This window comes from Psychrobacter proteolyticus (assembly GCF_038155145.1).
Taxonomy (GTDB): Bacteria; Pseudomonadota; Gammaproteobacteria; order Pseudomonadales; family Moraxellaceae; genus Psychrobacter; species Psychrobacter proteolyticus_B.
Map to the genome: position 1 here is coordinate 193,872 of NZ_JBAKAY010000006.1, position 13,885 is coordinate 207,756.

Here is a 13,885-nt window from a genome sequence, read left to right on the forward strand (position 1 = left end):
GCTCTAATCATTGCCTTCCATTCTAGATTTAACCGAACCGAAAAGCGATTTTCCAGAATCAGATTCAGGTGCCCCTTGATGAGCAATTTTAGCGCTGCCATCATTTTTCACTGTAGTCATCGGGCTAGCAGTCAAGGTTCGAATTTGTGCCTCATCACGCGTGTTCTTTTGAATGGTTACAGCGGCAAACAAACTCATGGTAAATGCCATCATATAAAAGCCTTTTTCACTCAGACTTAAGCCTCCAGCATTCATTAGACCCATCACGATAAGTGCAATAGACAATCCTAAAGCCGCCCAACTGATTAAGTAGTACATATTAGTCGTTGGGATACCTTCACTACGATCACGCAAGGTTTTTTGCAAACTGATTGCTGCATAAAGACCAAGCGCCAGCACTGCTAGATAATAGCCCTTTTCATTCAATAACATACTTTGTGCATTCCATAATCCCAGTAGATACGCAAGCACACCGACCAGCATGACTGCCCAAGACGTCCCGACATATGCAGTTGTCGGCTTATATGCAGCTAGCTGACTCTTAGTAATCGTGTCATTGTTCATCATGGTCCTTAATTAAAATAAGCAAATATTCAGTAAAGAGGGACAACTTTTATCGACCTCTGTTTTGCCTTAACATAACACAAGCGTGTTATATTGTAATCTAAAATTATTTTTAAGATAAACAGCCTTTTTAACGCCAGAGTCCCGACATGTCTTTTTTTGCCTTACTCATCTTGCTTAGCCTAATTCTTATCGTGCCCGTATTTTTTGTGATGAAAGAAAAATCTAAGCGCACTCAGAATGACTCTATACAACGTCATCAAGAGTATTTAGCATCTGCGCATCATATCGCGATCCAGTCTCAAGCAGAGCTAGCCTCAAGAGAAAAGGTAGAGAATAGCCAAACTAACAAACTTGACGTTATTAATTTTTCAGCTCATCACCCATTTATTAAGTTGCTCTATGATGAGCAAGTTCCTAAGGTCTTTCGAGCCACGATGGATGATATTGGGCAGCAATACGAATCCACTCATCATGATGAAATCACTGAATCGCAATTATTCACCCTTAATAAGCTCATCGCGACACGTGTGCCAGAATTAATTACTGACTATCTAAGCCTTGATCAGCACTATGCAAAAACGGTCATCATCGACAGAAATCAACAAAACACCAGCTATGACGTCGTGTTAAGTCAGTTAAATTCAATTTTGGATTTTTCACAAAAGCTGAATACCCAAAGCCAAAATGGGGTCGTTGATAAGTTACTGGCCAGCCGCCGATATCTGGATGATGTCTATAAAGAAAGTGGCATGGCAGCCGATAGTCTAAAGATAAAGTGAGTCTCGTATGTCTTATCACCAAACCACTCTTACGTTACCTACTTATGCGCGCGGCATTCATATCATCACTCCGAGGATTGAAGAAGCTATTTCTCAGCTGTTACCTCACGCGGCCAAGGTAGGGTTGGTTCATCTGTTTTTGCTGCACACGTCAGCCAGTCTTGCGATCAATGAAAATGCCGATCCAGATGTTAGACTAGATACAGAGGATTGGCTTAATAAAATCGCACCAGAAGACCAGCCAAAGTATCGCCATACCTTAGAAGGCTCAGACGACCTGCCAGCGCATCTCAAAAGCATGATGCTTGGAGTAAGCTTGACTATACCGCTTGTCGATGGTGAGTTAGGACTGGGTATGTGGCAAGGGATTTACTTATGTGAGCATAGAAACCTGCAAGAATATGGCGGACAGCGTAAGCTGGTGATTACGGTAAATACGTAATAAGATACTGTCAATAAATAGCAGGTTAACCCTTGCAAATTATCCCATTTACGTAGAGCGCCATTAACGGATAAAGCTGATTATGAATACTTCTCTCTCAAAAACACTAAACTTACGAAAATCTAAACTGCTTTATCGTACGGCTCCTGCTATTTTCTTCAGTCTGTTGCTACTGACTGCTTGTCAAAAAGATCCAGAACCTAAAGCAAATAATGAAACTACAGCTGAAACTTCAACGCAAACCACGCCAGTAACGACCAATATTAACGTTGATGAAGCTAAAGATAGCAATGCAGATGACGCTCAAAATGTAGCGCAGACTGATTCAGAACGTGATATGAGCTTAATAGAATTAGATAAAGATCTTAGTGATACTACGCTCACTGCAAATGATAGCGCTGAAAAACCTAATCCAGAGCAAGCCATTAAAGGCGCACAAATCACTGATGTCCGTTATAAAAGTGCAGCAGGTGAGAGTTTGTCCGTAGTCTTTGAGACGTCGGCAGCTGGTATGCTTAACGCTATCATTACTCGTCCTAACCAACCAAAAATGACATTAAGCGCACCAGAAGGCCAAGGCAATAATCCTACCTATCAATCAACTGACGGTAGCATCCAACTCGTCAGTCATGCTGGTGGCGGCACTATCGACCTTATCCGAAACAATAAAGTGACTAGCTTTGATGCCGTCAGTGCTGAAGCAGAAGTCATCACTGAATAAAGTCTGAGGTGGCCTTTGTTTTAATACTCTATTTAAAACCATAAAAAAGGCGGCAAACGCTATTATCGTTGCCGCCTTTTTCGTTTCTGTGTATTGCTCTGTACTGACTTTTATCTACTAAGCTGTCTAATGGGTGATGAGTGATTGTATTTATCCAAACCCAGTCGATTGCCCAAACAGACCGACCAACCAGTTTATCGCTGTCCACAATCCCCAACCAACAAATACAATGACTAGCAGTCCAAGAAAATCAGGGATATGCAGATATAACCAAGCAACGATTGGATTGCGCCAAAAAAACCCAAAACGGCTTTGCTTCTGCTTGTCTTCTAATGATTGATGTAAAAACGGTCGATCCATATGCATGGTTTCGGTAATACCATACTCATGATGTAGATGCTCGTGCACGATACCCAGTGTCTTACGGCTAGGGCGAATGAAGATATCTAATAGCGTACCAATGCCAGGTACAATACCAACGACCATATCAATAAATGCCAATCTAACCGCTGGCGTCATTTTATGAGCAGGCACACCTAACTGACGTCCTAATATGAATGCATAACTGGTCAATGCCAATCCTGCCAAATCTCCTGCTAGTGGAATGGTCGAAAGCGCGGCATCCGCACCCATTCCTTGCTTGGTAAAAGGCACTCGCACTAGCGAATCCATGGTGTTAGCAAATTTTGCCAGTTTACGCTCAGTTGCGATAACTTGCTCACGAGTCAGACCATGTTCGGCAAGTTTAGCTTGATAGTCCTTAACTGACGCATTCGTATCAGACGGGTTCTTTGATTTAAATCTCGACAATTTATCGAACTTATCCATTTAGCGTCGTCCATAGGCAAGTAACTGCGATGAGCGCAAAGACATAGCGCCCTACCCAGATATTGGCCAAGAACGCCTGAAAGCAAACCAAAGGATTGCGGCTGGCACAAGCGCTGTTTTGTTTGGCAAACATCATCGCAACAAGCGCCAATCCAAATACTGGGGTTACGCCTAATGTGGTCGGAGCAAAGTAATGCCACATAACCACGCCCATCATTAGCAAAAATAGCATTTGTAATATCGAAATGATAATCACATCATAACGACCGAATAGTATCGCTGTTGATTTTACGCCAATCTTTAAGTCATCCTCACGGTCAGCCATGGCGTACTGGGTATCATAGGCCACTGTCCAACACATATAAGCTAAGAATAGCAGCCAACACCAAATATCGGGAGCGCCTTGCACCGCCACATAAGACATCGGTATCGCCCATCCAAAAGCAGCTGCTAAAAATACTTGCGGCAGGTGCGTATAGCGTTTCATAAATGGATAAATAAACGCCAATACAACAGCACCAAGCGACCAATAGAATACGGCTATGGGTAAGAAAAATAGCAGACTGGCGCTTAACAGTACCAGTACTAAAAATGCAAAAACAGCTTCTTTGCCAGATAAGCGTCCATCTGCTAGTGGGCGGCCTTTAGTTCGAGTCACATGACCATCTACTTTGCGATCCGCAAAGTCATTGATCGCACAACCAGCCGCTCGCATAAATATTGCACCAAGAGCAAATATCGCGAACACCTTGATACTTGGCAACGCTGCCGTCATTCCTTGCTGCTGCGCTTGCCCCATTTCAGCGAGTAGTACGCCCCAAAGCGTTGGCCATAAGAGCAGCTCAATGCCGACTGGTTTATCAAAACGGGTTAGCTGGATATAGGCTTGTAGCTTGTCTTTAAATGTCATGGCTTTTTATTATCATTGTTTGAATACTTTTTATGTGCGCTTATATATTTAGCTCAGAACAACTAAATTAATTTTTGAAAGGGCTGGTTGCTTAGTTTTAATGGACTAATTACTAAATTTTAATGGCTTGGTTATTGAATTTGTTGCCATAATTTATTCGCTTCGATCAGTGATAGCTCAGGATATTGCTTGCGTAATGCTTTCAGCGCTGGGACTTTGTCTTTTTGTGCTGCTTGTTGACGTAAAAATGCTAGTTGCTCTTGTGGATTGCTCAGCTCTTTTAACCGTGCTTCAAGCCGAAGAATTCGAGTACGCAGCATTATATTAATCAACAGTAAAACTGCACCCATGACCCAAATAATTAGCGCTGACATTCCTTGCTCCTTAATCCATTAATTCTGAACACATAAGCTGATTAATTGCGTACATTTATACTCGTACATTCGTTATCGCAAACAGCAGCTATCAGACAAAATACCCATCAAAGCGTACGGCTTCATTATGCCAGCTTTCGCTAGCTGGCTCATCAGCAAGCAGCGGTGCAAATTGTGGACGCTTTACGACTACGCGACCTTGGCCTTGCGTATTTTGTTTGACAACGGCCTGCGCCCTACTTAGCAGTTGTCGCTCTTCATCTGAAGTTGGTGGACGAGCCAATTGATGCAGTGCTTGCATATGCTTACCGACTTTTGCCCCTTTACCTGTTTTGCTATCTTGATAGCTATCCTCTGGAAACATCGGATCCAAATAGACGACATCGATTGCCATAGCATCGTCTATTGCGGTGCTTGCTTCTAAATTCGCAAAATAACTGAGTGCATCAGTATTGATAATCTGTAAACGGCTCATGAGCTTTTGCCAATTGGGTAGCGCACTCATACGCTGCTGCTCTACAAGTAACAGCAATGCCATCAACGGCTGTTGTTCAAGCATAGTGACTTGGGCACCAGTACTGGCCAATATCAAACTATCATGCCCAAAGCCAGCGGTTGCATCAATAACGTGACTATCTGATGTGATTTTGGCGGCCTGTAATAGCAGCTCAGACTTACGACCAGCACTCACTACACGGCGCTGCAACTTGTCCCACTCAGGTGCCACACTAAGCCCATCACTTAGCCATGATAGCTTGTCTTTATCATCTAATAATAAAATAGGCTGAGTAGATGCTTGGCTCAACTGCTGACGGTGCTTTTGAGTTAGTTTCTCTGTAGCGACTTTAATATCTAAGATAATTGGTAATGTATGCTCAGCTATCAATGACTGTAAATTCTCAACCTGTGCTTGCTGGCTGTCATTGACGTAGAATAACTGACAATGTACAACAGCACCTGTTTCGTCATACGTTTGGGGCACATCTGTCATAACCATCATCCTATTTGCTGCTTATTTTCACTATAAATTACTGGCGCGTTAAATCATAACGTAAATCTAGCCAGCCATTTGATAACCAAAGCCCCAAGCGGCGACCAGCACGATAACACCCGTGATAATGCGCAACCAAGCAAAAATAGTAAAGTCGCGGCGACTTACCCATGCCACCAGTAGGCGAATACAAAGTAGCGCCACTACAAATGACACGATGGTTCCGATACCTAGCACCAGCCAGTCTTCACTGTTAGTTAATACGTCACCATGCTTGAGTAAATCCAACAGTGCCGCGCCTACAATGACAGGAATACCCAAAAAGAAAGAAAACTCAGCAGAAGCCTTACGTGAGACACCTAACCACAGCGCACCAATAATAGTGGCACCTGAGCGTGACGTCCCTGGTATTAGAGCTAAACATTGAAATAGTCCAATCATTAAAGCAGTTTTTATGCTGACATCTTCCGCTTCTTCTGCAATGACCGCTTTAGGACGCTTTTCCACATAAAATATCAGTAGACCGCCGATGATGAGCATAATGGCAACGACGATAGGATTAAACAAATAAGCTTTGATTTCATCGGCGAAGGTAAAACCAACAATCATCACAGGGATAGTAGAGACAATCAGACTCAGTCCCAGCTGTCTAGGATTGGTCATTCCTTCTGCTTTGCCAGTCAGCAAACCCATCAACGCTTGCCACAATCTACCCCAATAGTCATAAATCACTGCTAAAATAGCGCCAAGCTGTACCACCACGACAAATAAATCAACTTTTTCTTTAGTCCAGAAACCCATCACATCTGCTGATAAGATCAAATATCCCGTACTAGAGATGGGTAAAAATTCAGTGATACCTTCAACGATACCCATGATGACAGCTTGAACAAATAAAACTATATCCACAGTGACTTTCCTAGAAACAGACTGGCCTAAAAATAAACTGGCCTAAAAACAGACCGATTGGCTGTCCTATATTAACGTTGATTTTATATTGGTATGCGCTTGCTAAACACTAAAAAGCTGGCTGCTATCAATTGACGCTGCAAAAAGCATATTTCATAAAGCTATGCTTTGCCTTGCTCTTTAAGTGTTTTCCAAGCTTGGTTGCGTAGATATTTTGGCAATGCCTGCGATGCTTCCGCACCACCATCATTTGCAAACTGAGCAATACCAAGCTGCCCAATGACAACAGCATCTGGCCAAACATCTTCATGGCAGTCTTGCTGATCATGTCGTGTTAATAGCGGCGCGCCATTACCCGCGATAGGTAGGTTGAGTGCTGTTTGGCTATCATAATCTAATAGCTGCTCAGTGCTATCGCTATTATTAACCAAGACTGGCTGCATGATGCTATGACCTGATTTGTCATCAGTTGCCAACTCATACTGCCCGAAATAGACTTGCTGCATACGAGCATCAAGAGCGCTATATAAGTGTGTTAGCCTGTGTTTCTGATACGCGCATTGTGCGATTGCTTGTAGGCTTGAGACGCCAACGCAAGGCAAATCATGCGCTACAGACAGAGCCTGTACCACTGCCGTATTGATACGGATACCACTAAACGCACCCGGCCCGCGATTGAATATTAAAGCCTGTATATCAGCAAGACGTAACTGCGCCTCAGACAATGCAGCATCAATCATCGGTAAAATCTGTTGAGTCTGCTGACGCTTACCTGTTTCGGTATGGCTCGATAGTACCTGTCCACTCGAATCTAAAATCGCGATCGAACACTGGTCGAACACGGTATCCATTGCTAAAAACATCACAACCTCGGCTTTTACTTTTGGCGTTCTAAATTGATTTGTCAGATTTTACTAATTTTTAATAACGATCTATCATTCATGTCCTGTAATAATTTAGACAGAATGAAGTAGCGCCTATCATAGCATTTAGGGTACACGAATTTTATGAATTTCTATATTTTTCACACTTTATCCATCAGTGTTTATCTGCAACTGCTAACGATAAAAAGCCCCAAAGCTTCATTGGCTTCGGGGCTTTGATCAAACTTCTTAAAAATAACTAATTGTTATCTAAAAGCGGGTTTTGAACTTCTTTGGTGCTTGGTTTTGCATTTCTTGCATTTGCTTTTGCATCTCTTCGGTACTTGGCATGTTATTTGGATCCAGTCCCATTTGCTTGGCCATTTGTTCTGGATTCACGTCCTTAGCGCCACCTTGCTGACCGCCACCGCCAAACAATGGACCGCCGCCACCTGCTCCACCGCCGCCACCCATGAGGCCTTGCATAGACTTCATCATTTTACTGATGCCTTCAGGCTTTGAAATCATTTTCATCATCTTTGCCATCTGCTTGTGTTGCTTGAGCAAACGGTTGACATCTTGAATCTCACGGCCTGAACCTGCAGCGATACGGCGCTTACGACTTGGATTAATCTTGTCAGGGTTTTTACGCTCAAATGGTGTCATTGAATTGATCAATGCTTCCATCTCACGTACTTTTTCTTCTGGCTTAGCATCTTCGACCGCTTTTTGCATATCTGAGCCGCCCATACCAGGCATCTTATCCAAGAAACCTGCCATGCCGCCCATGCTCTTCATCTGTTGGAACTGGGTCAATAGATCCTCAAGGTCGAAGTCACCGCCCTTTTGCATCTTTTTCGCCATTTTTTCGGCTTTATCACGGTCAATTTTCTGCTCAACTTCTTCGACCAGACTCAGTACATCACCCATACCAAGGATACGCTGCGCGATACGCTCAGGGTGGAACAGCTCTAGCTCGTCTAGTTTTTCACCGCGGCCCAAGAACTTAATTGGCTTACCGGTGATAGCGCGTACAGAAAGCGCCGCACCGCCGCGAGCATCACCGTCAGTCTTGGTTAAGATAACACCTGTTAATGGCAACGCATCATTAAAGGCTTTTGCGGTATTGGCCGCATCTTGACCCGTCATGGCATCGACGACAAATAGCGTCTCAGATGGGTTAACCGCAGCAGTTAGCGCCTTAATCTCATCCATCATGGTATCGTCGATATGTAGACGACCAGCGGTATCAATTATCAGGATATCTTGATATTGAATTTTGGCTTCTTCAATCGCACGCTTTGCGATATCAATTGGATTCTCATCTGTGCTTGAGTTCACAAACTTAGCATTCACCTGACCGGCTACTTGCTCAAGCTGCTTGATAGCCGCTGGACGATAAACATCGGCAGAGACTAGCATGACTTTTTTCTTTTGGCGCTCTTGTAGATATTTGGCCAACTTACCAGCTGTAGTCGTTTTACCTGCACCTTGCAGACCTGCTAGCAAATAGACAACGGGTGGTTTGCCTGTCATCTCTAACTGCTGATTGGCACTGCCCATCATTTCGGTCAGCTCGTCGTGTACGATTTTGACAAAGGCTTGACCTGGCGCTAACTCTTTTAGCACCTCAGCACCAAGCGCTTGTTCTTTTACGCGTTTTACAAAATCACGAGTGACAGGCAACGCCACATCGGCTTCTAACAACGCCATACGCACTTCACGTAGCGTGTCTTTGATATTGTCTTCGGTCAACTGTCCGGTACCGACGATGTTACGTAGGCTCGACGATAAGCGTTCTGTTAAGGTATCAAACATAAATAACTCTCAATTAAAATGGTTTTCAATTAAATAATACGCAATTAAAATAACTCTAAATCAAACCATTAAAATGGTTCATAAATAATATTAGGATACGCTATAAGATATTAGGATATTGCATGACAAGGGACATGATAAAAGAATTATATTATCAATACTATAGCATTAACATGGCTCAAAACTTATAGTCGTTTCGCAAAGGACACAGCGCTTATAATTGTAGTTAACTTTTTACAGATAACATATTTTATGTTTTGCGCTATGCAGCACTGCCGATCATTTATAAGTTATAAGCAAGATGGTGCTCAATTGGCACCCATTTTATGATAAATTGGACGATTATTCTAATCATTCTGATAATACCACTTTAGCGACACATTGAGCGGCAGTTTATGCTCAGTATAAGATGAGGCTTTTTATCTGTGCACTTTGCATTCTTACTTGCTAGCATGGCTTATATCTTAGTCAGCATCCATATTGGTTGGGCGCTGGTTCAGGACAAACCTATCCACAAAAGCCTCAGTGTGGGCTTGTTGCTCATCGGTATGGCGGCACATGCGGCACTGCTATATCCATATGTTGTGACGCTGTATGGTTTGAATTTCAACTTATTTAATATAATCAGTCTGACCAGTTTATTTTTCTTATTCTTTTACCTGTTGTTCTGTTTATACCGCCCTATTCTTAGCCTTGGTATTTTGGCAGCACCCACTGCGCTAATAGGTATGACTGTCGGCTATGTCGGCCGCGCCCCTTATCAACCGCTCACTGACGTCAGTATCGGGCTTGAAATCCATATCATGTTATCATTAGCTGCCTATTGTGTGCTGTTGATGGCGGCTGTACAAGCGCTATTTCTACGTCTACAAATACGTGAGCTCAAGCATCATACCATTCACCGCTTTTGGGTCAATAAGCTGCCCTCCTTGCAAAGTATGGAGAGTTTATTATTCGATATGCTGTTGGTGGGCTTTGTATTGCTCAGTATCGCACTAGGAATTGGGTTTATCTATGTGCAAGATTTGATGGCGCAACATATCGTGCATAAGACTGTTTTTAGTCTACTGTCATGGTTGTTATTTGGTACTCTACTATTCGGTAATTGGCGTGCAGGCTGGCGAGGTAAACGTGCGGCCAATATCACTATTTATGCTTTTATCCTATTAGCCATTGGCTTTGTTGGTAGCAAGTTCGTCTTAGAAATGCTCTTATAAAATATATGTTCAGAAAAAAGCGGTCAGTAACTGTTGCTACTGACCGCCTTTTTTATATTTTTAGCCGACTCACTACTAATTCTTCTTAGTTAAATACGACTGTCTTATTACCCGCTACAATCACACGGTTTTGCACATGCCAGTTTACAGCACGTGCTAATACGTTGCGTTCGATATCACGGCCGATAGCACGCAGCTCAGTCACCCCTTGGCGATGCGTCACACGATGTACGTCTTGCTCAATGATAGGCCCTTGATCTAACTCAGCTGTGACATAGTGTGCAGTTGCGCCGATAAGCTTAACGCCTTTATCATAAGCTTGACGATAAGGATCTGCACCCACAAACGCTGGCAAGAAAGAATGATGAATATTGATAATCTGCATCGGCCAACGTTTGACGAAATCTGATGACAATATCTGCATATAGCGCGCCAATACTAGCAAGTCGTTACCTGCCATCAGCTTATGAATCTGCTCTTCTGCCTCTACTTTATTATCTTTGGTCACTGGCACATGATGAAAAGTAATGCCAAAATTTTGTACTGCTTGCTTTAAATCAGGATGGTTGCTGACCACGCAAGTAATCTCGCAATCGAGCAGTCCACGCTGATGTCGCCATAATAAATCTAACAACGCATGATCAAACTTAGATACCAAAATACCGACTTTGGTCTTCGTTGCATTATTATGTAGACGCCAATCCATATCGTGGCGCTTAGCAACCGTATGCGCAAAGCTGGCTTCAAAATTCTCGATAATATCGCTCAATCCTGCCAAGGCAAACTCTAAACGCATAAAATATTGCCCGCCCTCATGCGCCGTTGAATACTGATCAAGCGTAATGATATTAGCGCCATAACGGTGAATAAATTCAGAGACTGCCTGTACGATACCTGCCTGATCTTTGCATTTGATGAGCAGCGTGGCTGTATCGATAGCGCTAGGTGTCTGTTTGCTCTGAGAAGCTATGGTCGATAATGAAACCGTTTTAGTGTTGTCTGACATAATTCGCCCAATATAAAAATGATGACTTATCGCTGAAAAATTACTGACAGCGTAGTAAACCGGTTATTTTAATCTTTTTTGCAATACTTTGCTGAGCGAGTTGGTTGTTTTTGGTTATTTAAGGTGATTTGGTTATTTTAAAAGGATAAAGCAAAAACCCCTGACACGTGGTCAGGGGTTTACAAATTATGAGAATTTACTGAACAGTATAAATAACATTAGTGGTCACACCTTTAGGAGTAGTCACAGAAATTTTGAAATAGTCACCTGCTTCGCACTCATCTAATGCAAAAGTATTAATAGTCCCTGTATTATCACCAGGTTTACCAGGAGATACTATTGCTGGCACTTCTTCAGGGCCTCCAATCATTTCTACAGTACAGCTACCACTGCCTTCTCCGCTAGTTTTGTCAACAACTGAGCCTGAAATGGTAGTACCAGATGGCATTGGGTTTAAATCATAGAAACCACCGCTATTGATGCGAGTAACTACTCTTTTATTTGCTGCAGTAATGATTTGTGTATTAGGAGATAATAACGTGATATTTGGAATACCATTCGATAGCAACTGAATACCTTCATAACGTACTACTGCATCTAGCCCTGAGTTACAGGTCATAGGTTTATTTGGCGATACAAAGTTACCAATAAAGGTACTTTCAAAGAGATCTTTCTTATCTTGAGCAAAAGTTGGAAACTTAAGCTGGATAAATTGCTGGATATTGTTTTCACACACTTGATTGGCTTGAGTAGTTAGTGGGTAATTGAACTCCCCTATTTGGAAGATGCCGTCTTCATTGTCATCACGGAAAGTATCTCCAATATTGTGGACTAATGTATCAACTCCTTCATCCCAAGCATTGTTTTCATTATTATCTATATATGATTTCTCACCTTCAACAACTGCTAGAATACTAACACGACCATCACCAGGGCGAGGGTTTTGAGTTGAGAAGGTAACTTCACAGGCACCATTAGATGTTGTACAACTAGAAGGAGATACTTTACCGCCTTCAGCAGTAAAGTTAACTACTGTCCCATCAGGTACTTTATTACCATTACGATCGACTAGACGTGCAACTACTGAAGTTTCATCACCATCCAAACTCCAATCCAGCACATTTTTACCGAAGGACAAGCTTATTCCATCTTGTGTTACACGAGAGCTAGCAATAGATATGCCTTTTGATAAAGCATTAATACGAGCATCAGTTGCTAAAGTTGCTTTTATCTCTACAGGGCCTGGAGTACTGCCAGGATAAATATTAACTGAAACCTTACCATTTTCATCCGTAATAGCATTAAAACTATTTTTGTTTCCTAATACACCAAAAGTCAATCCGAGAGGAGACTTTTCTAATGAGAGAGTCACTTCTGCGTTGGCGAGCGGTGTTTTATTTGAATATATTGCAAATTCAGCTTCACCCGTCGCTGATGATCCGCTATTCTGAATACCTAATGTAAGCTCATTTGAAGTATAAACAATAGAAGTAGCTTCAGGCGCTTGAACAGTAAGATTGGCCGTCTGAGTAGCCGAACTGCCTGTACTAGCCGATATACGAACATTCCCACTACATAAAGTATTGTCTGTATTTATAGCTTTATAGACAAATGTAATCATACCATTTTCATCTGAAGTTGCTTGAGTAGGTAGCTGACCACAACTAGCATTCAAACTGACTAATATGCCACTTATAGCGTTACCTTCCGTATCAGTTGCCATTAATGATATAGCTGTTTGACCACCTGCAGAAAGCTGCGAGTCAACCACAGTTAGGGCACTTAGATTTACATTTGTTGCTTGTACGGAAAATGTTAAATTATTAATTGCCGTATTGTCATTATTACTTGCATTAGCGGTGATGGTGTATGCGCCAGAAACTTCAGGAGCATTAGGCTTCACGAAAATTCGAGCTTTACCTTCACTATCTGTTAACTTAGCTCCTGATGTTGTCTGAGATAACACAACACCATCAGCATCAATCGAGAATGTTACCTTAGCATTTGCGACAGGCTCATCATTCCCGTCCATAACTTGTACTTCATAATAAGCACCTTCTAGATCGATAGAAGTTATGGTATTACCATCTACATCTACTAGCCCACTGTTGCTAATATTTAATTCTGCAGCAGGTGTTTCAACGCCCCCATCACCAGTACCTGGCTGTTGCACTCCTAGGTCAGGTTCCGGCGCGATAGTATCAGTACCGTCACCGCCGCCACCACAGCCCGCTAGGGCTAATGATAATGTGAGTGCTGTTAATTGAAACAACTTAGAAGTGGGCAGGGATGTATATGACATGTTTTAACTCCGCATGAGCAGTAATTTATCTGAGCAAATAAGCAAAAAATCATTACCCAGAATCAAAAGAGATTGGTAATGATACATAGATTTACAGTAATACTGGTGTATTAACAGATTGTATTAAATATATAACAGCAACTTTACTGACTTTTGTT

The 13,885-nt window shown here is 42.3% G+C and carries 14 protein-coding genes; 4 read left to right on the forward strand and 10 right to left on the reverse strand.

Features of this window, described 5'->3' with window-relative positions; all coding sequences use genetic code 11:
* Positions 1-3: 3 nt before the first annotated feature.
* Complete coding sequence (gene yiaA, locus V6252_RS09455) at positions 4-564, reverse strand: inner membrane protein YiaA (RefSeq protein WP_341610218.1); 561 nt, start codon at positions 562-564, stop codon at positions 4-6.
* A 149-nt stretch (positions 565-713) separates the two neighbouring features.
* Between yiaA and V6252_RS09460 the strand changes: the two genes are divergently transcribed.
* The 3 genes from V6252_RS09460 (at position 714) to V6252_RS09470 (ending at position 2,509) form a co-directional block, all read left to right on the forward strand.
* Positions 714-1,346, forward strand: coding sequence for a hypothetical protein (locus V6252_RS09460; protein WP_341610219.1), 633 nt, complete (start codon positions 714-716; stop codon positions 1,344-1,346).
* 7 nt (positions 1,347-1,353) lie between these two features.
* Positions 1,354-1,788, forward strand: coding sequence for a secondary thiamine-phosphate synthase enzyme YjbQ (locus V6252_RS09465; RefSeq protein WP_341610220.1), 435 nt, complete (start codon positions 1,354-1,356; stop codon positions 1,786-1,788).
* A gap of 82 nt (positions 1,789-1,870) precedes the next feature.
* Complete coding sequence (locus V6252_RS09470; RefSeq protein ID WP_341610221.1) at positions 1,871-2,509, forward strand: hypothetical protein; 639 nt, start codon at positions 1,871-1,873, stop codon at positions 2,507-2,509.
* Positions 2,510-2,659: 150 nt separating this feature from the next.
* Here the strand turns inward: V6252_RS09470 and V6252_RS09475 are convergent, their stop codons facing one another.
* The 7 genes from V6252_RS09475 to ffh form a co-directional block, all read right to left on the reverse strand.
* Positions 2,660-3,337 (reverse strand): DUF4112 domain-containing protein, encoded by a 678-nt coding sequence (locus V6252_RS09475; RefSeq protein ID WP_341610222.1) that lies wholly within the window; start codon positions 3,335-3,337, stop codon positions 2,660-2,662.
* A complete protein-coding gene (ubiA, locus tag V6252_RS09480) occupies positions 3,330-4,247 on the reverse strand; it encodes a 4-hydroxybenzoate octaprenyltransferase (RefSeq protein ID WP_341610223.1) in 918 nt (305 codons plus the stop codon). Before ubiA ends, V6252_RS09475 begins: the two co-directional genes overlap by 8 nt.
* Before the next feature lie 131 nt (positions 4,248-4,378).
* Positions 4,379-4,621: a hypothetical protein gene (locus V6252_RS09485; RefSeq protein ID WP_102091909.1), complete on the reverse strand. Its 243-nt coding sequence runs from the start codon at positions 4,619-4,621 to the stop codon at positions 4,379-4,381.
* A 91-nt stretch (positions 4,622-4,712) separates the two neighbouring features.
* Positions 4,713-5,612, reverse strand: coding sequence for a class I SAM-dependent methyltransferase (locus tag V6252_RS09490; protein WP_341610224.1), 900 nt, complete (start codon positions 5,610-5,612; stop codon positions 4,713-4,715).
* 66 nt (positions 5,613-5,678) lie between these two features.
* Positions 5,679-6,521, reverse strand: coding sequence for an undecaprenyl-diphosphate phosphatase (locus V6252_RS09495; protein WP_341610226.1), 843 nt, complete (start codon positions 6,519-6,521; stop codon positions 5,679-5,681).
* Positions 6,522-6,682: 161 nt separating this feature from the next.
* Positions 6,683-7,384 (reverse strand): tRNA (adenosine(37)-N6)-threonylcarbamoyltransferase complex dimerization subunit type 1 TsaB, encoded by a 702-nt coding sequence (gene tsaB / locus V6252_RS09500; protein WP_341610278.1) that lies wholly within the window; start codon positions 7,382-7,384, stop codon positions 6,683-6,685.
* A gap of 270 nt (positions 7,385-7,654) precedes the next feature.
* Positions 7,655-9,202, reverse strand: coding sequence for a signal recognition particle protein (gene ffh, locus V6252_RS09505; RefSeq protein WP_298809192.1), 1,548 nt, complete (start codon positions 9,200-9,202; stop codon positions 7,655-7,657).
* Between the two features lie 452 nt (positions 9,203-9,654).
* On the opposite strand from ffh, the gene V6252_RS09510 reads away from it, so the two are divergent.
* Entirely contained in the window at positions 9,655-10,419 is a 765-nt protein-coding gene (locus V6252_RS09510) for a cytochrome C assembly family protein (protein ID WP_425355875.1), read from the forward strand.
* 85 nt (positions 10,420-10,504) lie between these two features.
* Here the strand turns inward: V6252_RS09510 and purU are convergent, their stop codons facing one another.
* Positions 10,505-11,425 carry a formyltetrahydrofolate deformylase gene (gene purU, locus V6252_RS09515; RefSeq protein ID WP_341610228.1) on the reverse strand — a complete coding sequence of 307 codons (921 nt, stop codon included), beginning with the start codon at positions 11,423-11,425 and terminating at the stop codon, positions 10,505-10,507.
* Positions 11,426-11,621: 196 nt separating this feature from the next.
* The gene (locus tag V6252_RS09520) at positions 11,622-13,727 is read right to left on the reverse strand and encodes an Ig-like domain-containing protein (protein ID WP_296207115.1); all 2,106 of its coding nucleotides are present in this window, start codon (positions 13,725-13,727) and stop codon (positions 11,622-11,624) included.
* Positions 13,728-13,885: the final 158 nt, after the last annotated feature.

Excerpts from the sequence above, each read along its gene's own strand:
- V6252_RS09460 (WP_341610219.1), top strand. The coding sequence starts at position 714 with ATGTCTTTTTTTGCCTTACTCATCTTGCTTAGCCTAATTCTTATCGTG.
- tsaB (WP_341610278.1), bottom strand. The coding sequence starts at position 7,384 with ATGTTTTTAGCAATGGATACCGTGTTCGACCAGTGTTCGATCGCGATT.
- V6252_RS09520 (WP_296207115.1), bottom strand. The coding sequence starts at position 13,727 with ATGTCATATACATCCCTGCCCACTTCTAAGTTGTTTCAATTAACAGCA.
- ubiA (WP_341610223.1), bottom strand. The coding sequence starts at position 4,247 with ATGACATTTAAAGACAAGCTACAAGCCTATATCCAGCTAACCCGTTTT.
- V6252_RS09470 (WP_341610221.1), top strand. The coding sequence starts at position 1,871 with ATGAATACTTCTCTCTCAAAAACACTAAACTTACGAAAATCTAAACTG.
- purU (WP_341610228.1), bottom strand. The coding sequence starts at position 11,425 with ATGTCAGACAACACTAAAACGGTTTCATTATCGACCATAGCTTCTCAG.
- ffh (WP_298809192.1), bottom strand. The coding sequence starts at position 9,202 with ATGTTTGATACCTTAACAGAACGCTTATCGTCGAGCCTACGTAACATC.
- V6252_RS09465 (WP_341610220.1), top strand. The coding sequence starts at position 1,354 with ATGTCTTATCACCAAACCACTCTTACGTTACCTACTTATGCGCGCGGC.
- yiaA (WP_341610218.1), bottom strand. The coding sequence starts at position 564 with ATGAACAATGACACGATTACTAAGAGTCAGCTAGCTGCATATAAGCCG.
- V6252_RS09490 (WP_341610224.1), bottom strand. The coding sequence starts at position 5,612 with ATGACAGATGTGCCCCAAACGTATGACGAAACAGGTGCTGTTGTACAT.
- V6252_RS09485 (WP_102091909.1), bottom strand. The coding sequence starts at position 4,621 with ATGTCAGCGCTAATTATTTGGGTCATGGGTGCAGTTTTACTGTTGATT.
- V6252_RS09510 (WP_425355875.1), top strand. The coding sequence starts at position 9,655 with ATGGCTTATATCTTAGTCAGCATCCATATTGGTTGGGCGCTGGTTCAG.
- V6252_RS09475 (WP_341610222.1), bottom strand. The coding sequence starts at position 3,337 with ATGGATAAGTTCGATAAATTGTCGAGATTTAAATCAAAGAACCCGTCT.